This window comes from Streptosporangium sp. NPDC002524, assembly GCF_040295985.1.
In the GTDB taxonomy this organism is placed as follows: domain Bacteria; phylum Actinomycetota; class Actinomycetes; order Streptosporangiales; family Streptosporangiaceae; genus Streptosporangium.
Map to the genome: position 1 here is coordinate 471,829 of NZ_JBEOWK010000003.1, position 23,247 is coordinate 495,075.

18 protein-coding genes and 2 rRNA genes are annotated in these 23,247 nt (G+C 70.9%); 4 read left to right on the forward strand and 16 right to left on the reverse strand.

The features are described from left to right. Positions 1 to 33 precede the first annotated feature (33 nt). The 10 genes from ABT053_RS07045 to ABT053_RS07090 form a co-directional block, all read right to left on the reverse strand. Positions 34 to 1,023: a TerC family protein gene (locus ABT053_RS07045; RefSeq protein ID WP_350967946.1), complete on the reverse strand. Its 990-nt coding sequence runs from the start codon at positions 1,021 to 1,023 to the stop codon at positions 34 to 36. Between the two features lie 644 nt (positions 1,024 to 1,667). Continuing rightward, on the reverse strand, positions 1,668 to 2,813 hold the full coding sequence (locus tag ABT053_RS07050) for a glycosyltransferase family 4 protein (RefSeq protein WP_350967947.1): 1,146 nt from the start codon (positions 2,811 to 2,813) through the stop codon (positions 1,668 to 1,670). Beyond that, a complete protein-coding gene (gene murJ / locus ABT053_RS07055; protein ID WP_350967948.1) occupies positions 2,806 to 4,455 on the reverse strand; it encodes a murein biosynthesis integral membrane protein MurJ in 1,650 nt (549 codons plus the stop codon). Before murJ ends, ABT053_RS07050 begins: the two co-directional genes overlap by 8 nt. After that, positions 4,452 to 5,330: a hypothetical protein gene (locus ABT053_RS07060; protein WP_350967949.1), complete on the reverse strand. Its 879-nt coding sequence runs from the start codon at positions 5,328 to 5,330 to the stop codon at positions 4,452 to 4,454. The genes murJ and ABT053_RS07060 overlap by 4 nt, the downstream gene beginning before the upstream one ends. 4 nt (positions 5,331 to 5,334) lie before the next feature. Next, complete coding sequence (locus ABT053_RS07065; protein WP_350967950.1) at positions 5,335 to 6,321, reverse strand: copper transporter; 987 nt, start codon at positions 6,319 to 6,321, stop codon at positions 5,335 to 5,337. Continuing rightward, positions 6,318 to 7,529 (reverse strand): putative cytokinetic ring protein SteA, encoded by a 1,212-nt coding sequence (steA, locus tag ABT053_RS07070; RefSeq protein ID WP_350967951.1) that lies wholly within the window; start codon positions 7,527 to 7,529, stop codon positions 6,318 to 6,320. The genes ABT053_RS07065 and steA overlap by 4 nt, the downstream gene beginning before the upstream one ends. 274 nt (positions 7,530 to 7,803) lie before the next feature. Continuing rightward, positions 7,804 to 9,516, reverse strand: coding sequence for a DNA repair protein RecN (recN, locus tag ABT053_RS07075; protein ID WP_350967952.1), 1,713 nt, complete (start codon positions 9,514 to 9,516; stop codon positions 7,804 to 7,806). Positions 9,517 to 9,606: 90 nt separating this feature from the next. Then, positions 9,607 to 10,512, reverse strand: a complete 906-nt coding sequence (locus ABT053_RS07080) for an NAD kinase (protein ID WP_350967954.1) — start codon at positions 10,510 to 10,512, stop codon at positions 9,607 to 9,609. Positions 10,513 to 11,004: 492 nt separating this feature from the next. Next, a complete protein-coding gene (locus ABT053_RS07085) occupies positions 11,005 to 11,823 on the reverse strand; it encodes a TlyA family RNA methyltransferase (RefSeq protein WP_350967955.1) in 819 nt (272 codons plus the stop codon). Further along, positions 11,820 to 12,365 carry a hypothetical protein gene (locus ABT053_RS07090; protein WP_350967956.1) on the reverse strand — a complete coding sequence of 182 codons (546 nt, stop codon included), beginning with the start codon at positions 12,363 to 12,365 and terminating at the stop codon, positions 11,820 to 11,822. The genes ABT053_RS07085 and ABT053_RS07090 overlap by 4 nt, the downstream gene beginning before the upstream one ends. Before the next feature lie 555 nt (positions 12,366 to 12,920). Here ABT053_RS07090 and ABT053_RS07095 point away from each other — a divergent pair. Continuing rightward, the gene (locus ABT053_RS07095) at positions 12,921 to 13,268 is read left to right on the forward strand and encodes an SCP2 sterol-binding domain-containing protein (RefSeq protein WP_350967957.1); all 348 of its coding nucleotides are present in this window, start codon (positions 12,921 to 12,923) and stop codon (positions 13,266 to 13,268) included. A gap of 187 nt (positions 13,269 to 13,455) precedes the next feature. On the opposite strand, the gene ABT053_RS07100 is transcribed toward ABT053_RS07095, so the two are convergent. Together ABT053_RS07100 and ABT053_RS07105 are read right to left on the reverse strand one after the other, a co-directional pair. Then, the gene (locus tag ABT053_RS07100) at positions 13,456 to 14,493 is read right to left on the reverse strand and encodes an HAD-IIA family hydrolase (protein ID WP_350967958.1); all 1,038 of its coding nucleotides are present in this window, start codon (positions 14,491 to 14,493) and stop codon (positions 13,456 to 13,458) included. A gap of 427 nt (positions 14,494 to 14,920) precedes the next feature. Continuing rightward, positions 14,921 to 15,352, reverse strand: coding sequence for a tetratricopeptide repeat protein (locus ABT053_RS07105; RefSeq protein WP_350967959.1), 432 nt, complete (start codon positions 15,350 to 15,352; stop codon positions 14,921 to 14,923). A gap of 117 nt (positions 15,353 to 15,469) precedes the next feature. Here ABT053_RS07105 and ABT053_RS07110 point away from each other — a divergent pair, with 117 nt between their 5' ends. Then, the gene (locus ABT053_RS07110; RefSeq protein ID WP_350967960.1) at positions 15,470 to 17,134 is read left to right on the forward strand and encodes a DUF1015 family protein; all 1,665 of its coding nucleotides are present in this window, start codon (positions 15,470 to 15,472) and stop codon (positions 17,132 to 17,134) included. A gap of 110 nt (positions 17,135 to 17,244) precedes the next feature. Here the strand turns inward: ABT053_RS07110 and ABT053_RS07115 are convergent, their stop codons facing one another. Then, the gene (locus tag ABT053_RS07115) at positions 17,245 to 18,354 is read right to left on the reverse strand and encodes a hypothetical protein (RefSeq protein WP_350967961.1); all 1,110 of its coding nucleotides are present in this window, start codon (positions 18,352 to 18,354) and stop codon (positions 17,245 to 17,247) included. Positions 18,355 to 18,450: 96 nt separating this feature from the next. On the opposite strand from ABT053_RS07115, the gene ABT053_RS07120 reads away from it, so the two are divergent. Then, the gene (locus ABT053_RS07120; RefSeq protein WP_502991707.1) at positions 18,451 to 19,389 is read left to right on the forward strand and encodes an MBL fold metallo-hydrolase; all 939 of its coding nucleotides are present in this window, start codon (positions 18,451 to 18,453) and stop codon (positions 19,387 to 19,389) included. 89 nt (positions 19,390 to 19,478) lie between these two features. On the opposite strand, the gene ABT053_RS07125 is transcribed toward ABT053_RS07120, so the two are convergent. Beyond that, positions 19,479 to 20,750 carry a hypothetical protein gene (locus tag ABT053_RS07125; RefSeq protein ID WP_350967963.1) on the reverse strand — a complete coding sequence of 424 codons (1,272 nt, stop codon included), beginning with the start codon at positions 20,748 to 20,750 and terminating at the stop codon, positions 19,479 to 19,481. Between ABT053_RS07125 and ABT053_RS07130 the strand changes: the two genes are divergently transcribed. Next, the gene (locus ABT053_RS07130) at positions 20,646 to 21,647 is read left to right on the forward strand and encodes a hypothetical protein (protein WP_350967964.1); all 1,002 of its coding nucleotides are present in this window, start codon (positions 20,646 to 20,648) and stop codon (positions 21,645 to 21,647) included. The two genes, ABT053_RS07125 and ABT053_RS07130, sit on opposite strands and share 105 nt — an antisense overlap. 1,323 nt (positions 21,648 to 22,970) lie before the next feature. Here the strand turns inward: ABT053_RS07130 and rrf are convergent. Both rrf and ABT053_RS07140 read right to left on the reverse strand, forming a co-directional pair. Next, positions 22,971 to 23,087: ribosomal RNA gene (rrf, locus tag ABT053_RS07135) — 5S ribosomal RNA — on the reverse strand. Positions 23,088 to 23,158: 71 nt separating this feature from the next. Then, positions 23,159 to 23,247, reverse strand: a 23S ribosomal RNA gene (locus tag ABT053_RS07140); the annotation flags it as partial.

The following is a 23,247-nucleotide window of genomic DNA, read 5'->3' on the forward strand; positions in this document are numbered from 1 at the left end:
TGAGACAAGCAAAGCGCCTCACACGCCGATTCGCTAGCCCTGCTCGACACTCGCCGGGGTGGTGTTTTCCTTGCCCGCGCGCATGTCACGCCGGGCCTTGATCAAGCTGACCACGGTGGTGACGATCATCGTGACGACGATGACCGTCAGCGACAACCAGATCGGCACCGCGGGGGCCCAGGAGACACCGCTGGAGTGCAGAGCCTCGAGGATCAGCTTAACCCCGATGAAACCGAGGATGAACGCAAGACCGAAGCTGAGGTAGACCAGCCTCTGGAGCAGACCGCCCAGCAGGAAGTAGAGCTGGCGCAGGCCCATCAGGGCGAACGCGTTCGCGGTGAAGACGATGAAGGCGTCGGTGGTCAGGCCGAAGATGGCCGGGATCGAGTCGAGCGCGAACAGCAGGTCGGTGGTGCCGATGGCGATCATGACGATCAGCAGCGGGGTGACCAGGCGCTTGCCGTCGACCTTTACGATGATCTTGGAGCCCACGTAGTCGTCGGTGTGCGGCAGCACCCGCCGCGCCCAGCGCAGCACCGCGTTCTCCTCGATGTGCTCCTCCTTGCCGAACTGGCGGACGAGCTGGACGGCCGTGTAGATGAGGAACAGGCCGAAGACGTAGAACAGCCAGCCGAAGTTGGCGAGGGCCGCGGCGCCGATCGCGATGAAGATGCCGCGCATGACCAGCGCCATCAGGATGCCGATCAGCAGCACCTTGTGCTGGTGCACCTTCGGCACCGCGAAGCGGGTCATGATGATGTAGAAGACGAAGAGATTGTCGATACTCAGGCTGTACTCGGTGAGATATCCGGCGATGAACTGGCCCGCGGGGGTGGGGCCGGCGAGGACCCACAGCCCGATGCCGAAGAGCACGGCGAGGGTGACGTAGAAGCCGACCCAGAATCCGGCCTGCTTGAGGGAGAACTCCCGGGCCTCGCCTCGATCGACGACCCAAAGATCGAAGGCGAGGACGACCAGGAGTCCGCCGATGACGGCGAACCATACCCAGACAGGAACATTCACAACTGATAAACCTCCGGCGGCGCGCACGACAGACTGCCGGAGGTCTCTCCCGCCCGCGTGAAGCATGGTCGACGTGAAGCTGGTCGACAACGCGGACCGACAGCCCCGGGGGCCTCGTGGAGCGAGGCAACACCGTGATGACGAGACTGCCGCGAAGGGATACTCCCCCCCTAACCACGCCAGTATAGGCGTCCGGCATGGCGGCGCCTAATCCAACATCGCGACGACTCCGCTTGTTCCCCCGGTTCGGAAACCGCCCGCCACCGGCCCCTTCGCGCCCTCCGGGCCTCCCGGAAGCCCGCGGCACCGCCGGGGCTCTCCGGGAAAGCCCGTCAAGCCAGCTCGGAAAAACCTGGTATGCCCCCTTGGAGAAGCCCGGCCGGCTCCCTCGCAAACGGCGCATCCCCCGGGAAAGCCCGGCCGGCCCCCTCGGAAAACGGTGACCCCCTCGGGAAAGCCCGGCAGGCGCCCTCGCAAACGGCAGGCGCCCTCGTAAGCGGCAGGCGCCCTCGTAAGCGGCGGGCGCCCTCGCGAACGGCGGGCCCCTCATAAGCGGCGGGCGCCCTCGCAAACGGTGGACCCACCCGGGAAACGGCGGGCCTCCCCGGAGAACGGTGCGCCCGCTCGGAAAACGGCGGACCCGCTCAGGAAAGCCCCGCGTAGACCGCGAGCACCGCCTCGAGCGCCTCCGGCTCGCCCGGCAGCCCCCGGCCCCGCCGCGCCGCGGCTTCGGCCAGCTCCCCGGCGAGCCCGTCGTCGGCGAGCACCCTCGCGACCGCGTCGCGCATCGCCCCGATGTCCCCGTACGGCACCAGCAGCCCGGCCTCGCCCACCATCGCCGGGATGCCTCCCACGGCGGTGGCGACGACCGCCGTGCCCGCCCGCAGGGCCTCCTGCACGGTGAGCGGCTGCCCCTCCCAGCGGCTCGGCACCACCAGCGCCCTCGCCACCGCGAGCAGGTCCCCCACGTCGGAACGGTTGCCGAGCAGCCGCACCGGCAGGTCCTCCCGGTCGATCCGCTCCCGCAACTCCCCCCGCAACGGCCCCTCCCCCGCCACCAGGAACACCGCCCCGGGCGCCCGCTCCCCCGGCTCCCGGCCACGCGCGGATCCCGCAGGTCCCGGGGCCCCGTCGCGAGTCCCCCGCAGGGCCTTGGCGACGTCGAGCAGGGTCTCCAGTCCCTTCTGCTGGGCGAGCCTCGCGACCGTCAGGAAGATCACCCGATCGCCCGTGCCGAGCTCCCGCCGCACGTCGCCGGGCTCGCGTCCCGACGGGGGCAGCGAGGGCGCGGGAACGACGGCGGCCTCGACCCGCCGGGCCCCCAGGCGGGTCATCCGCTCCCCCAGGTCGGGGGAGACGACCAGGATCCGGTCGGCGCGGCGGGCCACGATCCGTTCCAGGAGGCCATATACGGCGCCGACGGCACCTCCCGCGGTGGCCGCGTTGTGCAGGGTCACCACCAGGCCGGTCCCGGTCCCGGCCAGCGCGATCGCCGCCAGGGCCCCGGCCCGCAGGCCGTGGGCGTGCACGACGTGCGCCCCGCGCAGCGTCCGGAGCGTCAGGACCGCCCGCAGGTCGGCGAGCGGGCGGGGCCGGTCGGAGATCGGCACGGGCGCGAAGCGCGCGCCGAGGGCGGCGAAGCCGAAGGCGCGCTCCGTGCTCGGCGGGCCCGCCACGACCACCCGGTGGCCGCCGCGCACCAGCCCCCCGGCCAGCATGGCCACGTGCCGGCCGACCCCTCCCGCGCTCGTCCCCAGCACGAGCGCCACGCGCCTGCCCTGATCAGCCATCGGAACGACCCTCCTCCCTCGCGGGACCCCGGCGAAGCCTTGCCAGCAGCGCCTGGGCGTCCTCCCTGTCGATCATCAGCACCACGGTCGCGAACACGGCCACCCCGGCCGCGCCCGCGGCCAGCCCGACCGCCACGGACGCCCACGTGGCCACCGCGCCGAAGGCGCCGACCAGGGCCAGCCCCGCGCCCCAGGCCGCGACGCCGCCGGCCAGGGTCGCCAGGAGGGTGCGCGGCGTCCCCGCCAGCGCGGCCGCCGCCCTGGCCCGGAGCACCGCGACGGTGAGAAGCACCCCGCCGACGGTCATGCCGACGGTGCTGCCCAGCGCGATCCGCCCGACCACCTCGGCCGGATCCCCCGCGGTGTGGGCGAGCACGACCTGGGCCAGCAGCGCGACGGCCCATCCGGTCACCGAGGCGGCGGCCGCCGACCGGCCCCGGCCGCAGGCGTACAGGATGCGGGCGAGGTGCAGCATGAGCGCGTACCCGACCAGGCCCGGCGCGAACAGCGCGACGCCCCTGGCCATCTCGGCGGGGTCACCCCCCGCGGTCCCGTTGAGGAACACCCTTGACACCGGTACGGCGACCGCCGCCATCACCCCGGCCGCGAGCCCCGTCACCAGCAGCACGGCCCGGGTGGTGGAGGCGGTCAGGGCGTCGAAGCCCGGCGTGTCGCCCTCGGCCGCCCGGGTGGACAGCACCGGGAACGAGCTGGTGGCGATCGGCATCACGAGCACCGCGTACGGCAGCTGGTACAGCGCCCAGGCGTAGGTGTAGGCGGCGATCGCGCCCTCGCCGCCCAGGCCGTTGGCGAGGCGGATCACGACGATCAGCGCGACCTGCTGCGCGACCAGCACGGCGAGACCGGCGGTGGCGAGCCTGCGCGCCTTGGCCGCGACGCCCGGCGGGAACGTCAGCGTGGGCCGCAGCCGGAGCCCGAGCCGGGAGACCGGGCCGGCGACGGTGAGCACCATCGCGGCGGCGGCGACGGTCGCGCCGAGGGAGAGCGACAGCTCCCCGGCGCCGCTGAGCCGCGAGAGGTCGTCGGCGGCCTCCTCGTTGACCGCCTCGAACAGCAGGTTGGAGGCGACGATGAGCAGGCTGGAGACCAGCGGCGCGAGGGCCGGGCCCATGAAGCGCCGGTGGGCCTGGAGCACCCCGTACAGCACCACGGCGAGCCCGAAGAAGATCATCCGAGGGGCGAAGACGACGAGCATGCCGGTACCGGCCTCGACGACGCCGGCCACGCCGCACCCGTGCGGATCACCCATGAGCAGCGCGACGATCGGCCCGGCGAACGCGACGATGAGCAGCGTCAGCGGCACCAGGACGAGCATCGCCCAGGTGAGCAGCGCCGAGGTGGTCCTGCTCACCTCCGCCCTCGCCTCGGGGTCGTCGCCGGACCTGGAGGCCGCCGAGGCGAGCACCGGCACCACCATCCCGGCCAGCACCCCGCCCGCGACCAGCTCGAAGACGATGTTGGGCACGTAGTTGGCGGTGTTGTAGGCGGTGCCCAGGCAGCTGTTGCCGACGCTCTGCGACTGGACGAGATAGCGGCCGAACCCGACGAGCCTGGCCAGGACGGTCACGACTCCGATGAGGAGTGCCGCTCCCGCGACCCCCCGCGCGATCCTCGTGCTCATCGGGGGGTGGGTGCCTGCTCCACAGGGCGACGGCCGAGCATGTCGACGCGGTGCAGGAGGGGGTTGCCCGCGATCACCTTGGTGAAGCTGACCTTCTCCGAGGCGGCGGTCAGCGCGACCACGGTGCCGAGCACGGCGAGCCGCCCGGGACGGCCCAGCGTGACGGCGGCGGCCAGGCCGAGGAGCGCGCCCAGCGCGTTGGCCCCCGCGTCACCGAGCATCGCCCGCTCGCCGAGGTCCTCGGGCAGCAGCGCGGCGGCGGCCCCCATGGGGAGCGCGGCCAGGGTGGCCGGGACGGGGTCCTTCTTGAGCAGCCCCGCGGCGAGCAGGGGCGCCCCGGCGAGCAGGCCCACCTTCACGGCGCGGCCCGGCCGCAGGTCGAAGAGGTTGGCCAGGTTGGCGCTCCCGGCGATCAGCCCGCCGTTGACGACCACGTCGAAGGGGTCGCGGGAGGTGACGGCGGCGGCGGCGAGACCGGTCGCGCCGATGCCGAGGATCTTCACGGCCCCGCTGGTGACCTCACCCTTGGCCAGGGCGCTCAGATGCCCCCTGAACCCCTTGGACGAGGTCGCGCCGTACAGGTCGTCGTAGGCTCCGAGGCCGCCGCCGCCCGCCACCGCCAGCAGCGCCGCCACCCGGACCCCGCCGGGCAGCCCCGGGACCACGGCCGCGGCGGCCCCGGCACCGGCGACTAAGGCCGGGCCCTCCAGCAGGGTGATCGGCTCGCCCCGGTGGTTCGTCCTCGTCCAGGTCTCCGCGTCGCCGACCGGGGGCCTGCGGGTGAAGGCGGTGTACGCGGCACGCGCGGCGGCCGCGCCGAGGAACGCGCCGGCGAGGGCACCCGCGAGGGCGCGGGGAAAAGCGCGACGAGCCATCGGGTCATCCTCCGGAGGTGGCCGTGGCGGCCGAGGGGGCTGCCGTGGGGGTCGGCGTCGCGCTGGGCTCGATGCCGGAGACGCCGGGGCCGATGCCGTACTGGCCGGCCAGCCCGGTGAGTTGCTCTCGGAGAGCGTAGACCACCACGACCCGTCCCGCGGGCATATCGGCGGTGTCGACGCTGGAGACCTTCTCGGTGAGGGCCGTGTCCTCGCGGAGCGCGGCGATGACCCCGCCGGTCGCGGCCGAGGTCTGCGTACCGGCCAGCACGGTGCCCTGGCCCGCGTCGTCCAGGCCGACCGCCAGCGTCACGAGCGCGCCCGCCTGCCCGGCCGCGGTCTCCCCGGTGTACGCCTCCGCCGGGACGATCACCAGGGCCGCCTCCGCGCGCTTGACGGGCTCGCCGGTGACGGTGAGCAGGCCGCCGCGCTGGAAGGCGTCGAGGATGCCGGCCCCGGCCGGGTGCTCCTTGCCCACCTGGCTGGCGTCACTGGTCAGGATCGCCCCGGCGAGCACCTCGGCCGCCTTGTCGTACGCCGTGTCCTCGACGGAGAAGACCGTCTCGGGAGCCTTGGCGGCGACGGCCAGCTTGTCGACGAAGCCCTCCTGGGCGGGGTCGGCGTATCGCTCGGTGAGGGTGATCCGGCCGGTCACGGTCGCCCCGGCCTCCTCGATCACCTGCTGCGCCGCCTCGCGCACGCTCGCCGTGCTGCCCGGGGCCTCGACGATCACGATGCTCTCGCCGGCGAGCGCGTCCCTGACCAGCCGAGGGGTGTCGGCGGTCACGAAGGCGTCGTTGGCGGCCTCGCGCTTCTGCAGGGCCTCCACCTGGTCGCGGAGCTCGCTGTTGCCCTCGCGGAACTGGTTGACGGCCAGCTCGCTCGCCTTGATGACGGGGTCCTCGAGCAGGGTGGTGCCCAGCACGATGCCCACCGACAGCGCGAGGAAGATCGCGACGATGGAGACGAGGTGATAGCGGAAATCGATCACGAGAAGAGTCCGACCAGCCAGAAGATGAAGCCGCTCCAGACGTCGCGCATGCTGTCCAGCCAGATCTTGCCCACCGGGGAGACGACGATCGCCACCCCCATGGTGATCAGCGTGGTGGCGACGAGCAGGAGCAGGGACGGTGTGGAGATCCGGCTGCGGTAGAGCCGGCTGACGCCTTTCGCGTCGACGAGCTTGCTGCCCACCCGCAGGCGGGTGAGGAAGGTGCTGGCCATGCCGGAGCGGCCCTTGTCGAGGAACTCCACCAGGGTCGCGTGGGTGCCGACGGCGACGATGAGATCGGCGCCCTTGTCGTCGGCGAGCAGCATCGCGATGTCCTCGCTGGTGCCGATCGCCGGGAAGAGCACCGCGGTGCGGCCCAGCTGCTGGACCCGCTCCAGGCCCGGCGCCCTGCCGTCGCGGTAGGCGTGCACGACCAGCTCGGCACCGGTGGTGAGCGCCTTGGTGGAGACCGAGTCGAAGTCCCCGACGATGATGTCGGGCAGGTATCCGGCCTCCAGCAGCGCGTCCGCGCCGCCGTCCACGCCGATCATGACCGGGCGGTACTCGCGGATGTAGGGGCGGAGGGCGGCGATGTCCTCCTTGTAGTGGTAACCGCGCACCACGATGAGGACGTGCCTGCCCTCCATGACGGTCCGGACGTCGGGGACGCCGATCCCGTCGATGAGGAGGTCGCGCTCGCGGCGGACGTACTCCATGGTGTTGGCCGCGAACGCCTCGATCTGCACGGTCAGCCCGGCCCGCGCCTCGCTCATCGCGGCCTCGACGGACTCGGACGTCTGCACGTCGCCCTTGCCGACCACCTCGTCGTCGAGGTGGATGACGCCCTCGTACAGCCTGACCAGGTCGCCGTCCTTGATCCGCTCGAACAGCTCGGGGGTGGCGTTGTCGACGAACGGCACCCCGGCGTCGACGATGATCTGCGGGCCCAGGTTGGGGTAGCGGCCGCTGATGCCGGAGGCGATGTTGACGACACCCGCCGCGCCGCACGCGACAAGCGCCTCCGCGCTCACCCGGTCAACGTCAACGTGATCGATAATCGCGATTTCCCCGGCCCTGAGGCGCTTGGTCAGCCTCTTGGTCCGCCGATCGATTCTCGCCACTGCCGTCACCCCGGGAAGGTCGGTGACCTTCCTGCGGCGGAGGTACCCGGTGAGCCTGTCTTTCAGCCCGTCAATCGGCACCTTCATCACGACCATCCTGCCAGAGGGAACGACCGGGAGAGCCAAACAGCCGGCAGCGTGTCAGATCCGTCACCCGAAACCCCCGGCCCCTGCTCCCCCGGAACATCCGAATTACTCTCTCAACCCGTCACATGCCCCGTCACTTCGTTATCCGGCTCGTTCGAGCCGTTTCCGCCGCCCCGTCACGGCTCGTCCCGCCTCGTCGGCGGCCTGCCCGATCACGCCCCGTCCCGCTTCGTCGGCGGCCCGCCCGGTCACGCCTCGTCGGCGGCCCGCTCGCTCACGCCTTGTCGGCGGCGGCGATCGACAGCAGCTCCTCGGCGTGCGCGCGGCCCAGCTCGGAGTCCTCGAGCCCGGCGAGCATGCGGGAGAGCTCCCGGGCCCGGCCGTCCTTGTCGAGGGCGATCACGCCGCTGCGCACCACGCTCCCGTCGTCGGCCTTCTCCACGACGAGATGCTGGTCGGCGAAGGCCGCGACCTGCGGGAGGTGGGTGACGACGATCACCTGGGAGGTGCGGGCCAGCCGCGCCAGCCTGCGGCCGATCTCCACCGCGGCCTTGCCGCCCACGCCCGCGTCGACCTCGTCGAAGACGAACGTCGGGACCGGGTCGGCCCCGGCGAACACCACCTCGATGGCGAGCATCACCCGGCTCAGCTCACCGCCGGAGGCGCCCTTGTTCAGCGGCAGCAGCGGCGAGGCCGGGTGCGGCGCCATGCGCAGCTCGACCTCGTCGACGCCCTGCGGGCCGAACTCGGGGGCGGCGGCGATGGTGACCACCACCCTGGCGTGCGGCATGGCCAGCGCGGTGAGCTCCTCGGTCACGGCCTGCCCGAACCGCTCCGCGGCCGCCGTCCTGACCCGGGTCAGCTCGGCGGCCAGCTCGGTGAGGAGCTCGGTGAGCTCCTCGTGCTCGCGGGTGAGCTCGCCGATGCGGTCGTCGTCGCCGTCGAGCTCCGCCACCCGGGCGGCGGCCCGCGCGGCCCAGGCGATCACCTCCGCGGTGTCCTGGCCGTACCTGCGGATGACGTGGGTGAGCACGGCCCGCCGCTCCTGCACGACCGCGAGCCTGCCCGGGTCGGCGTCGACCGACTCGAAGTACGCGGCCAGCTCGGTGGCGACGTCGGAGATCAGATAGCCCGCCTCCGCGAGCCGGTCGGCGATCCCGGCGAGCGTGGGGTCGAAGTCGCGCACCGCCTCGACGGCCGTACGGGCCTCGCCGACGAGCGCGATGGCGTCCGGCATGGCCTGCTCGCCGGACAGCGGGTCGCCGAGCAGCGCCCGGTGCGCCGTCTCCGCCGCGCCCCTGAGGGAGTCGGCGTGGGAGAGCCGCTCCTCCTCCTCGCGCAGCTCGATCTCCTCGCCGGCCTTGGGGTCGGCCTTCTCGACCTCGCCGAGCCCGAACCTGAGCTGGTCGGCCTCCTGGGCGCGCTCCCTGGCCCTGGTGGTCAGCTCGGCCAGCTGCTCCGCGGCCTTCCTGTGCCGCTTGTAGGCCTGCTCGTAGGCCCGCAGCGGCTTGACCAGCTCCTCACCGGCGTAGCGGTCGAGGGCGGCCCGCTGGCGGCCCGGCTGCAGCAGCCGCTGCTGGTCCATCTGGCCGTGCACGGCCACCAGGTCCTCGGCCAGGTAGGTGAGGGTGCCGACGGGGACGGTGCGGCCCCCCAGCCAGGCGCGGCTGCGCCCCTCGACGGAGACCGTCCGCGAGATGATCAGCTCGCCGTCCTCGACCACGCCGCCCACGTCCTGCACCTGCTGGGCGACCCGTCCCGCGGGGTCGACGACCAGCGTGCCCTCGATGGTGGTCTTGCCGGAGCCGGGGCGGACCCGGGCGGGGTCGGCCCGGCCGCCGAACAGCAGCCCCAGACCGGTCACCACCATGGTCTTACCCGCGCCCGTCTCGCCCGTGACCACGGTGAATCCCGGCGCCAGCACCAGGACGGCCTCGTCGATCACGCCGAGCCCCTGGATGCGGACCTCCTCGACTCTAGGTCGCACTGGTCCCTCCCGTCACATCGAATTCACCGAACATCAGTGCGGTGCGCGGGCACGATCCTACGCGCTCGAGGCGTCGCCCGCCCGGACGAACTAGGGCCTCACACGGCCACGCCACCCCTGTACAGGGAGATCGAACTTGGCGACCAGCCTGTCGGTGAACGGCGCCCCGGTGTCCTCCAGGCCGTGCAGCCTCGCCAGCCGTACCGGCAGCTCGGCCCGCCTGAGCTCCACCCTCGCCCCGGCGGGCAGGTCGAACCTGCGGCGGCCGTCGCACCACAGCACCGCGCCCGCCGTCTCCGTCTGGATCTCCAGCGCCAGCTTGGAGCGGGGGGAGACCACCAGAGGCCGGGCGAACAGGGCGTGGGCGCTGATGGGCACCAGCAGCAGGGCCTCCACCTCGGGCCACACGACCGGGCCTCCGGCGGAGAAGGCATACGCGGTCGAACCGGTCGGCGTGGCGCAGATCACCCCGTCGCACCCCCAGCGCGACAGCGGGCGGCCGTCGATCTCGGCGACCACCTCCAGCATCCGCTCGCTCTTCTCGACGGTGGCCTCGTTCAGCGCCCAGCTGTCGGCCAGCAGCTTGCCGTTGAGGCGGGCGGTGACCTCGATGGTCATCCGCTCCTCGACGTCGTAGCGGCCGTCCACCACGCTGTCGACCGCGTCCGCCAGGTCCTCCACCTCGGCCTCGGCCAGGAAGCCCACGTGGCCGAGGTTCACCCCCAGCAGCGGCACCCCCGCCGGGCGGGCGAGCTCGGCGGCCCTCAGGAGGCTGCCGTCGCCGCCGAGCACGATCATCATCTCGGCGGCGTCGACCGCCGCCGAACCCGCGGGCACCACGTCGGCCCCGGCGCAGGCGATCTCGTCGGCCTCGGCGCTGAGGACGCGTACGTTCAGCCCGGCGTCCACGAACCGCTGGATCACCATCCGGGCGCTGTCGACGGCCGCCTCCCGCCCGGTGTGCGCGGTGACCAGCACGGTGCGCTTGGCAGTCATCGACTCTCCTTGAGCGTGGAGACCCTCGCCCCGAGGCGGGGAAGGAGACGCGGCGCGGCGCCGCGCGTTTCGGTACCGTGCCCGGCGATGGCGACGACCGGGCCACTACGAGTGTGCCCGGCGATGCCCCCGCCGGACCTGCGGGGAGGTGAAACGCCTGTGGAGCTGGTGTAGGACCTCAAGGGATTTCTCCTGGCGGGCGACGCGGGCGACCGGCGGTGGATCGGGAACTCTCATCGATGATCGTGTGAATCCCCTTCGCAGGGGGATTTCGGGGGTCCGGAGGGTTCCGGAGAATTGCGGGGATCTCCAGGGGGTGTGGTCTACAGAGTCCAGGGTCTACAGAGTCCAGGGTCTACAGAGTCTGCAGGGTCCCGGGGTCCCGGGGTCCCGGGGTCTCGGAGTCTCGGAGTCCCCGGTGACGGACCTGCGGACCTGCCGGGGGCCTGCCGGACCTACCGGGGCCTGCCGGACCTACCGGGGCCTTCGGACCTACCGGGGGCCTTCCGCCACCGCCCGTTCGATCTCCGCGTCAAGGTCGGGGACCGGCGGAGCGCCCTCTCCCTTGCCCAGCCAGATGACGTACTCGACGTTGCCCGACGGGCCCGGCAGCGGGCTCGCGGTGACCCCTCGCACGCTCAGTCCGAGGGTTCGCGCGGCCCCGGCCACGTCCCGCACGGCCCCGGCGCGAAGCTCCGGGTCGCGGACGACCCCGCCCGCGCCGACCCGCTCCCTGCCGACCTCGAACTGGGGTTTGACCAGCATCGCGAAGTCGGCCCGCCCGGCGGCGCACAGGGCCAGGGCCGGCAGCACCAGACGCAGGGAGATGAAGGAGAGATCACCGACGATCAGGGTGGGGGCCTCGCCGACCATGTCGGGTTTCAGGTCCCTGACGTTGACCCGTTCCATGACCGTGACCCTGTCGTCGGTCCGCAGCGACCACGCGAGCTGGCCGTACCCGACGTCGACGGCCAGCACGTGGGCCGCTCCGGCGCGCAGCAGCACGTCGGTGAAGCCCCCGGTCGAGGCGCCCGCGTCCAGGCAGCGACGCCCCTCGACGGTGAGGCCGAGGGGGCCGAAGGCCTCCAGCGCGCCGAGGAGCTTGTGCGCGCCCCGCGAGACGTAGTCGGGCCCCTCGGCCGCCTCCGCGACCACGATCGCCGAGGCCGTGTCGACCTGGGTCGCGGGCTTGGCTGCCACCTGGCCGCCGACGCTGACCCGGCCGGCCTCGATGAGCTGGGCCGCCTGCTCCCGGGACCGCGCCAGTTTCCGGCGGACGAGCTCGCTGTCGAGGCGTGTCCGCCGGCTCACGGGCGCCCGTCCTGGACGCCGTCCACCGGTTCCGGCCCCTGTTCCCGCCCGGAGACACCGCGTGCCGTCCCCTGTCCCGGACGGCCGTCCAGTCCGGAGACACCGTCCAATCCGGAAACACCGCCCGCTCTGGAAACACCGTCCGCCAGAGCCGACAGCCGCCCCGAGACGTCGTACGCCGGCCCCGGTCTCGGCCCTGGCCTCGGGCCCGCCCCCTGCCTTGAGACACCGGGCGTCGGAACCGGCCCTGACCCCGCCCCCGGCCCCTGCCCCTGGCCCTGGCCCTGGCTCGGCGAACCCTGTCCCGGCGCATCGTGCGCCGGAGTGATCGCCGCCCGGCCCGGGGTGTCGCCGACCGCGGCGGGCTCCCGCCCCGAGGCGTCGTTCACCGAGGCGAGCGCCCGCTCCAGCCCGCCGAACACCTCCTCGAAGACGTCCGCGTGCGCCGAGACGGGCAGGGCGCCGAGACGGGTCAGCCCGCCCAGCGCGGCGTCCACCCGCTCGTCGCCCGTCTCGTCCGTCTCCTCCAGCAGGTCCGTCATGCGCCCCCTCCGGAACCGCTCCTGGCCGCCTCGGCCCTCGTGGCCGTCTCCGCGGCCCTTCCTCCGTACGAACGCACGGACACGGCCGCCGCACGAGCACGACGCTCGGCGGCTCCGCGCCCGTGGATTCCCCGACCGTATCGGAACCCGTGCCCCTCGTCCTCACGGCGGGCCCTCCCGCTTTCCCCGCCCTCACCATGCCCCCCGCGCTCACGGCCTCGCCGTCCCCGAGCCGTCCCCACGCTCCCGTACGAGACCCGCCTTCCCGCATCGCCCGGTCTCGTATGGGGCGATCGGGCACCGGCGTGGACCGGCAGGGAAGGGGTTCTCCAAAAATGGGTAAACCGTGAACTATCACGGGGGCCTCGCTCGTTGTCATTCCATTAAGGTCGGCGACCGCCGGCGCGTACCCACGTGATGTTCCGACGCCATGACAGACGCCTCTTTCTCCGGCACACCCCCGCGCCGGATTGCATGCCGTACCCATGTGGAACGCTACCGTCCGTATCTGAAAAGGGATTCGGATCGGTCAGGGAGAGAAGGGAGCGCCACGCGATGGCGACCGTCGACGAGTGCCGGGTGGCACTGCGCAAACTCGGCGAGCAGTTCGACGAGGTTGACCAGGAAAGCCGCGCCAAGCATGTGGTCGAGCGCAGCATCAGCTGCCACGTCAAGGACCTCGGCGTCACCTTCTACGGCCACATCCACCACGGCGGCCTCGGCCCCTTCGAGGATCTGGCCGCGAATGACGGCAGGCAGGCCGAGGTGAAACTGACCATCGGCAGCGACGATCTCATCTCCCTCGTCAACGGGGAGCTCGACATGGGACGGGCCGTCTTCAGCGGGCGGGTCAAGGTCGACGCCAGCTTCGGCGACCTCCTCCGCCTGCGCAAGCTGCTCTGAGGATCCCGCCCCGGGGCGGGATCACGCGGGAGAGGCGTCCCCGAAGCCTGCGACGACCATTCGGCTCCGGCCTCCCGGCCATCACGCGGCGTGAGCCCTGCGGGGTCCGCACGACCGGGAGTCAGGGGCCGGGAGCAGGGGTCCGGAAGTCAGGGGTCCGGGAGTCAAGGGGGCCGGGGCGGCCGTCTCAGCCGGAGCGCGAGGTGCGCGAGGTACGGGGGGTGCGCGGCGGGAGCGCGAAGTCGAGTGCGGCCTTCACCACGTCCTCGTCCGCCCGGCCCTCGCCCACCGCCTCCCAGGTCGCGGCGGACGCGGCGCGGAGCCCGTCGAGCGGCTCGCCCTCGCCTTCGAGGGTGAGCGCGCCCCCCTCCCAGCGGGCCGTCCACCCCTCGCAGGTCCATCCGTTCCCGTTCCGCCGCACCTCGGGGTAGGGCCGGTGCAGGTCGGACAGATCACCCGCGACGTAGGTGGGCCGGTGCCGTGGGACGGCGGTCAGCACGTCGAGCGGGCTCGCCACCCCGGTCAGGACCAGCAGGCTGTCCACCCCCGCGTTGTTCGCCCCCTCGATGTCGGTGTCGAGCCGGTCACCGACCACCAGGGGCCGCCGCGATCCGGTACGGAGCATCGACTCCCGGTGCAGGGGCGTCTCGGGCTTTCCCGCGACGATCGGCTCCACCCCGGTCGCCGTGGCGATGACCCTGATCATCGCGCCGTTGCCGGGAAGCTCGCCCCTGCCGGTCGGCATGGTCGCGTCGGCGTTGGCGGCGACGAAGAGCGCCCCCTGCCTCACGGCGAGCGTTCCCTCGGCCAGCAGGCCGTAGGAGAGATCGGGAGCGATGCCCTGGACGACCGCGACCGGGGCGTCCAGGGCGGTGCTGACCGGACGCAGCCCGTGGGCGCGCAGCGCGGAGCGCAGCCCCATCCCGCCGACCACCAGCACCGCGGCGCCCGGTCCGACCCGCTCGGCCACGAGCCGCGCGGCGGCCTGGGCGGAGGTCACGACATCCTCCGGGGCCGCCGGAGCGCCCAGCGCACGCAGGTGCTGGGCGATGGCCGCGGGGGTGCGCGAGGCGTTGTTGGTGACGTAGGCGAGGCGCACACCACGCTCCGCCGCCCGGTTCAGGGCCTCGGGAGCCGCCGGCACGGCGTCGCGCCCGAGATACACCACCCCGTCGAGGTCAAGGAGAAGAGTGTCGTACGGGTCGATCAGCGTATTCGTGTCCACCGGCCCATTTCATCACCCGCGTTCCACCACCCGCACGGATCCATGCGACGAAGACGCCTGGATCACACCCGGCGAACCCACCCAGATCACATCTGACAAGCGACTAAGCGACTATGGGCCACACCTGCGGGCCGACATGGCTTCGCGCACGGCAGGCGCCCACGCCGTCACACCGGCGACCTCACACGCATCACACACGACAGACACCGACGACCACACCAGCGAACCCACACACATCACATACAGCGGACACCCACAGCCACACCGACAACCCCACACAGATCACATACGACAGGCACCTACCACCACACTGACAAGCCCGCACAGATCGCGCGAACCGCCTTGGACCGCATGGATCACGTGGATCGCATGAATTGCATGGATCACATCCTGCGAACACGGGATCAAGGCGACGTACTCTTACAGATCACATCCTGCGGGCGCGCAACGTGGCACGAACACTTTTCAGCGCGGAAACGTAGTGCCGCAGGTCGGGGCGCATCGCGACGGCGATGGCCAGCGGCTCCTGAGCCCCCTCCATGTCCCCGGTACGCCAGAGGGCGAGCCCGAGCCCGAAATACGCGTAGTCCTCGGCCGGATTTGCATCGATGATCCATCGAAAACTGTCGGCGGCGTCGGAGTACTGCCGGGAGTTGAACTGTGCCCTGGCGAGAGCCTCCCGGATGCTCCGTGACTCCGGCTCCGCGTCGGCCGCCCGCTCCAGCAGCGCGGCCGCCGCCGCCGGACTGCCCTCGGCCAGCAATCTCATCCCTCGTTGGAACCATTCGTAGACGTCCCCGACCGGAGCGCCCGTCTCGGGGCTGGGGGAATCAGACGGACCGCCACGTCCTTGGACCATTATGTGAGGCCTCCTTCATCGACAGACGACAGATCTGGCCGATTCCCTGACGGACCGGGCACCACAGACTCGAAGCGGCCCCCGGCCGTTTCAGGCCTTTATGGCAGCATGCCCTCTATGGCGAATCCTGAACTGCCGATACCCGGCGGGCTGGTGCTACGCCCGTTCCGTGGCGTACGGTTCACGGTCGACGATCTGGCCGGGGTCACCTCACCGCCTTACGACCTCATCGACGAGGCCGGCGTGCGAAAGCTGCTCGACACCCATCCCAACAACGTGGTGCGCTTGATCCTTCCCGGCACCGACCAGCACAGATACGCCGAGGCGCGAGAGACGCTTCACCAATGGCTCTCCTCCGGGGTGCTTGCCGCCGACGAGACGCCCGCGGTCTACGTCTACGAGCAGTCGGGCCCCGGGGTCCTGCAGCGCGGGATCATCGGCGACGTGGGCCTGGCCGGTCCGGAACTGCACATCGTCCTGCCTCACGAGAACGTGATGCCCGGACCGGTCGCCGACCGGCTGGCGCTGATGAGCACCACGGAGGCCAACCTCGAACCCATCTTCCTGCTCTACGACGGCGCGGGCGGCGCCACCACCCGCCTCGTCGACCGTGTCGCCGCGTCCCGGCCTCCGCTGGTGGAGACGAGGACCGACGACGGGGTCAGGCACCGGCTGTGGGCCGTCACCGACACCGGGGAACTCGCCTCCATCGACGCCGACCTCCGCCCCCGCCAGGCCCTCATCGCCGACGGGCACCATCGTTACGCCACCTACCTCGCGCTCCAGCGGAAACACCGTGCCACTCCCCCAAGCGAAGCCACGGCCACGACCGACACAGCAGCCTCGACAGGCACGGCAGGGACGCCCTCGGGGTGGGTGGAGACCGTGGAAGGGGTGACACCGGCAAACCCCGCACCCGTGACACCGGCGGAGCCCGCGCATGCCACGAGATCCGTGACTCCGTTGACAGAGGAAGCTCCCCTGACACAGGAAGACTCCTTGACACGAGGAAACCCCCTGACATCGGTGGAACCGGTGACCCCAACGGAACCCACCACACCCGTGACCTCCGTGGAATCGGCGGCACCCACGGAACCGGCGATGCCGCTGAGCTCCGTGGAATCGATGGCACCTGTGGAATCGGCGACGCCATTGAGCACCGTGGAGCCCGAGCCGTGGGACTTCGGTCTTGCGCTCCTGGTGGACTCCAGTGCCTATCCACCGGATCTGAAGGCCATCCACCGGGTCATTCCCCAACTGCCGCTCGAGGAGGCGCTGGCCAAGGCCAAGGGCTCGTGGCGAGTGCAGGAGCACCCGGACCTGTCGGAAGGCCTGGCCGCGCTGGACGAGACCAGCGGACCGGCCTACCTGCTCTCCTCCGGCGGGCTCACCCACCTTCTCAGCGACCCCGACCCCGACCAGCTCGAACACGCCATGCCCTCCGAGCGCTCGACCAGGTGGCGAGCGCTTAACACCTCCGTCCTCGCGGAGTTTCTCCTGCCGAAGGTCTGGGGGATGCGGGACGACGAGCTGTCGGTGCGCATCGTCCACCACGACCCGGAGGCCGCCGTACGGCTCGCACAGACCTCCGGTGGGACCGCGGTGCTGTTGCGCCCGCTCGCCGTCGACGATGTGCTCGCGGTCGCGGCTCAGGGGGAGCGGGTGCCTCGCAAATCCACCTCCTTCGGCCCGAAGCCCAGGACCGGCCTCGTCCTGCGCCTGCTCACCCCCGCGCGGACACCACCCACGAAGAACCCGCCCTCCGAGAAGCCCAGTCCCTGAGAGTCCGAGGAGCCCGAATCCCGAGAGGACGCCGGGTCCCCGAGCAACTCCGAGATCCCGAGCAACTCCGGGATCCCGCGATCTCGGACGTACGTGAAGAAGGACATCAGTCACTTGTTCGCTCCGGAGACCGCGTCCGCGCGCGTCGCGAGATGAGGTGCCCGCGAGCGGCCCGAAACCGACGCCTCCACGGCTCGCTGCACCGGCACCGCTACCGGCATCGCCACCGCCGCACCTTCTTCCGGCGCGAGATCCGATCGAGGCGGGCTGAGGTTGTCAGGCCCCGCCAAGGCGGGATCCCGCCCGACCGGAGTGAGCCCCGGCCCGCCCGGACCCGAATCCCACCCGACCGGGACGGGCCCCGGTCTGACCGGGACGGAATCCGGCCCGACAAGATCCGATCCGACCGAGGTGACATCCGGTCCAACCAAGGCGGAATCCGGTCTTCCGGCCGAAGTGATATCCGACCCGACCAGAGCGGAAGTCGATCCGAACGATGTGACATTTGGCCCGGCCAGAGCAGAAGCCGGTCCGGCTGAAGGGATGTTTGACCCAACCGGAGCAGAAGTCGATCCGACCGAAGCGACATTCGGCCCAACCGGCGGGATGGAAACCGGTCCGGCCAGGACGGAATTCGGTTCTTCGACCGGGGCGGAATCCGGTCCGGTCGGAGCGAGAGCCGGTCCGGCCGAGGTGAGACCGGGCTTGGCCGAGGTGAGCCGCGGCTCCGCCCCCTGCCCCGTGTGCTCCTGCCCGGTATCCCTCAGCCCCGCGTCTCCCCGTCCTGCGTCCCCCTGTCCCGCGTCCTCCTGCCCGGCATCCCCCGGCTCCGCGTGCAGCAGTGAGCGCATCGACCGAGGCGGGGCGGGCACCGGAGCTCCCTCGTCTCCGGTCAGGATCGTGGTCACCCTGCGCTCGAGACGTCTCACCGAACACACCTCGACCTCGTACCCGGACGATTTCGACCCCTCACTTCCCCACCAGCGGCGGCGCAGCGAACCCGTCACCTCGACGATGTCATCGGGCAGCCAGCCCGCCACGGCCTCGATCACCTCGAGCTCGAACGACGCGCACGGAATGGTGTCGACCCGCGCACCACGCCCGCGGTGCTGCCGCCGGACGATCAGACGCCAGGTGCCGAGCCTGCTCCCGCTCGGCAACAACCTGATGTGGGCCGCCTCAGGTAGGCGGCCCACGAGAATGACCTCGTTACGATCCATGCGATCCTCCTCGATCCTGCCGGTCGAGGACGACTCTCTACGATGTGAGCCGCGCAGGAATGGCCGAATACTGTTCTGTGGACGCCGGTTCCAGTTATGAGGTGGCCTGTGGAAAACATCACCGCCCTCGGCGGGGACGTCTATGAGATCGACACGAGGATGGCCGGATATACGAGCATCACGGCCGGATACCTGATCCTCGGAGACCGTCCCTGCCTGGTGGAGACCGGTACCTCCACCTCCGCTCCCGTGGTCCGGGACGCGCTGACCGCGTTGGGCGTCGGCCCGGGAGATCTCGCCACGGTCGTCGTCACGCACATCCACCTGGATCACGCGGGCGGGGTCGGCGACATCGCCGGTTTCTACCCGGACGCGGAGATCGTGGTTCACGAGAAGGGTGCCCGGCATCTCGCCGACCCGTCCAGGCTGATGGCCAGCGCGCGGATGGTCTGGGGCGACAAACTGGACACCCTGTTCGGCGAGCTCTCCCCCACGGAAGCCTCGCGGATCCGCGCGCTCGGCGACACCGGCACGATCGACCTCGGCAACGGACGCACCCTGAACAGCCATTACTCACCAGGGCACGCCAGACACCATGTGGGGCTCATCGACTCCGGCACCGGAGACCTCTACGTCGGCGACGCGGCCGGGGTCTACCTTCCCGAAACGGGCGACCTGCGCCCCGCCACGCCCCCGCCGGACTTCGACCTGCGGACCGCGCTGGACTCGATCGCCCTGTTCGAGGCGCTGGGCCCGCAGAGACTGCTCTTCAGTCACTACGGGCCGGTCGCGGACGTGCAGGAGATCCTGGGACGCTCCGCCGAGGAGCTTCGCGTCTGGGTCGATACGACCCGCCAGGCCCGTACGGAGGAAATGGAGCTGGATCACGCCGCCGCCATGGTCAGGGAGCGCACCCGCAGCCGCTACGCGGCCCTGAACATGGACGAGACGACCGCCGAGCGGTTCGAGCTGCTGAGCGGCCCCACGTCCAACGTGGCCGGCATCCTGCACTGGCTGGACCGGGTCCAGCCATGAGGACGTGAGGCCGGGATCATCCTGAAGGCGCCTTCCACATTCCGGGTGCACGGCTCGCCCACCCGGAATGTGGTGAAGGTCCTCGGAAACTACTTCTTCTCGGTCTTGCCCCGGCTCCGGCCCTGCTCGTCGTCCCCGTCCCGATCCTCGTCCAGGTCGTCGTCCTCGTCAGAGCCGGCATCGGGGGCGTCACTGAGAATGTCGCCGAAGTCAGGCTCGATGAAGGCCGGGCCGACAGCGCGCTCCACCTTGCCGGGCTTCTCCTTCACCTTCCGCTCGGCGTCGACCGTCTCCTCGGAGACATTGTCAGACTCGGTGCCCTTGCCAGACTCGGTGCCCTTCTCGGCCCCGGAGACCTTCCCGGGCTCAGAGCTCTTCCCGGACTCGGAGACCTTCTCGGGAGAGTCCCCTTCGCCGGAGGAGCCGTTGTCCGGAGCGTCACCGGCAGCGGCCCGGCCCTCGCCGAACTCGTCGTCGAAGAGATCGTCTTCGGCCTCGATCTCCGCGTCCAGATCCGCGACGTCGTCGATGTCGGCGTCATCGTCGATGTGGAGGACGTCATCACCGTCCTCGTCGACATCGCCGTCGTCGCCCTCATCGGTGTCGATCTCGTCACCGGCGCCGCCCTGGGAGCGGGTGTCATCGTCGATGACCTCCCCGTCCTCGTCGTCGTCCTCTTCGAGATCCTCGATGACGGCGCCCGTCAGCTCCGCGTAACGCTCGGCCGCGTCGGTCTCGCCGTCCTCGTCGAAGGCCATCGCCCGGCCGAACCACTCGGTGGCCGGCCCCTCGTGACCCGCCACCGACAGCGCGTCGGCGTAGGCGAAGGCGAGGCGGGCCGACCAGGGCTGAGGACGGGTGTCACGCAGCTCGGGAAGGCGCTGGAGGGTGATGACCGCGGCGTCGTTCTGGCCGAGATCCCTCCGGGCGCCGGACTCCACGATGGCGAGTTCGATCTTGCCGACGCGGTCGAGCCGCTCGGCCTCCTTGGAGCGGACCAGATCAAGGGCGCGCTCGGGACGGCCGAGGCCACGCTCGCAGTCCGCCATGATCGGCAGGAACGAGTCGGAGCCCGTCATCCGGCGAGCCGCGCGCAGATCGCTGAGCGCCTCGGAGAAGTGGCCCGCGCGGTAGGCCGCGATGCCGACGGCCTCGCGAATCACCCCGATCCTGGCCGCGAAGCGACGGGCGACCTTCGTGTGCTCGTACGCCCGCTCCGCGTCGTCCTCACCGAGAGCCCTCTCGGCCGCCACCAGGTGGCGGGAGATCAGCTCCGCGAGGTCGAGCGGGAGGGAACGCAGTTCTTCGCGGATCTCCTTGTCGAGCTCCTCCGCGGTGATGTCCGGGGCGAGCTCCGGCAACTCCTCACGCTGGCCGCTGGGAGCCTCGTCACGGCCACCGGACCGGTCATCCCGGCCGTAGCGGGTACGGGACCCCTCACCGTCGCGGTCGCGGTTCCCGAAAGGACGCCCGCCACCGGGACGGTCGTCACGATTGAACGGCCTGCGCTCACCACGGTCGTCGCGGTTGAACGACGGACGGTCCCCACTACGATCATCACGGTTGAAACCGGGCCGATCACCGCGATACCCGCCACCGGGACGGTCATCGCGATTGAACGGCGGACGCCCCCCACCGGAACGATCGTCACGGTTGAACGGCGGGCGCTCACCATCCGGGCGCGAACCATAGCGGCTACGGGTCTGGTCGCGGTCCCCGTACGAACGACGCTCACCACCGGGACGGTCGTCACGATTGAACGGGGGACGCCCCGAACCACGGTCATCGCGGTTGAACGGCGGACGGTCCCCACCACGGCTGTCACGACTGTCACGGTTGAACGAAGGCCGATCACCGCGATCACCCCGGTAACCACCACCCGGCCGGTCGTCGCGATTGAAGGGCGGGCGCCCCCCACCGGGACGGTCGTCACGGTTGAACGGCCTGCGCTCACCACGGTCATCGCGATTGAACGACGGACGGTCCCCACCACGATCATCACGGTTGAAACCGGGCCGATCACCACGGTAGCCACCACCGGGACGGTCATCGCGATTGAACGGCGGGCGCCCGCCACCGGGACGGTCATCACGATTGAAGGGAGGACGCCCGCCACCGGGGCGGTCGTCACGGTTGAACGGCCTGCGCTCACCACTGTCAGGACGCGAACCATACTGACCACGCGACTGGTCACGGTCCCCGTAGGAACGACGCTCACCACCGGGACGGTCGTCACGGTTGAACGGCGGACGACCTGAACCACGGTCATCGCGATTGAACGGCGGACGGTCCCCACCACGGCTGTCACGACTGTCACGGTTGAAAGAAGGACGATCACCACGATCACCCCGGTAACCACCACCCGGCCGGTCGTCACGATTGAACGGAGGACGCCCCCCACCGGGGCGGTCGTCACGGTTGAACGGCCTGCGCTCACCACTGTCAGGACGCGAACCATACTGACCACGCGACTGATCGCGATCCCCGTAGGAACGACGCTCACCACCGGGACGGTCATCGCGGTTGAACGGAGGACGCCCCGAACCACGGTCATCGCGATTGAACGGCGGACGGTCCCCACCACGGCTGTCACGACTGTCACGGTTGAACGAAGGACGATCACCGCGATACCCGCCACCGGGGCGGTCGTCGCGGTTAAACGGCCTGCGCTCACCGCTGTTGTCGCGGCTGGACGGGGGACGGCCGGAACCACGGTCGTCGCGGTTGTAGGACGGCCGGTCCCCGCGGTCACGGGCTCCGTAGGAACCACCGCGGGACTGGTCACGGTCACCGTAAGAACGCTGACCCTCGCCGCGCGGCCCTGAGGGCCTCTGTCCGCCACCCGGGCGGTCGTCGCGGTTGAACGCAGGGCGACCAGAACCACGGTCGTCACGGTTGTAGGACGGCCGGTCGCCACGATCACGAGAGCCGTAAGAACCACTCGGGCGCCCCTCTTGGCGCTCACCATATCGGGGACCGTCGCCCGGACGTCCCCTGTCACCACCTGCGCGATCGCTGCGGTGGCCTCCCTGGCCACCGGATCCGCGGTTTTCGCCCTCTTCGCGTCGGCCGGCGCCCTCAGGCCCGTTGTCACTGTTCACTTCTGGTCCATTCGTTGGCTCACTCTGCGAGCGCGTCCCATCTCTTCGATCGTCTCTTCGATCGAATAGGACGATTCGCTGTGCGGGCGGTCTCCGGCCGCGGGGTGCGCCCCGTTCGCTATCGCTGCCCCGCCCTATCGTGGTCTGGCGCGACGAAGGCCACCCGCAGGTGGGGTGGCCCGGCCTGTCCAGCCTAGCAAGCCCCTGAAAGTCCACACACCCTTCCCTCCGCAACCACAAATGATCATGGCCATGACAGCGGGTCCGTTGCGAGCGATTCTTGAGAGGGCCACGAAGCCGTCTGACCCGACGTCACCGCGTTGTTCATGAGGACCGGGACAGAGCCGAAGAGCGTCCAAAGAACGCCACCACAACGCGAAAAAGGCCCCCACCCAGCGGTGAAGGCCCCTGCCTCGTCTGCCTCGTCACAGCACACAACAACGAAGGCCCCCACAATGGTGGGGGCCCTCATGAATGATTGTCCGGCGGTGACCTACTCTCCCACACCGTCCCCGGTGCAGTACCATCGGCGCTGAAGAGCTTAACTTCCGGGTTCGGAATGTAACCGGGTGTTTCCCCTTCGCCATAACCGCCGTAACCCTATGAAACACACAAACCTCTGTTTGTTGTCTCAGAATTGCCTAGTGGACGCGAGCAAAAGTTGCTTTGTGGTCAAGTCCTCGGCCTATTAGTACTGGTCAGCTCCACACATTACTGCGCTTCCACTTCCAGCCTATCAACCCGGTCGTCTCCCGGG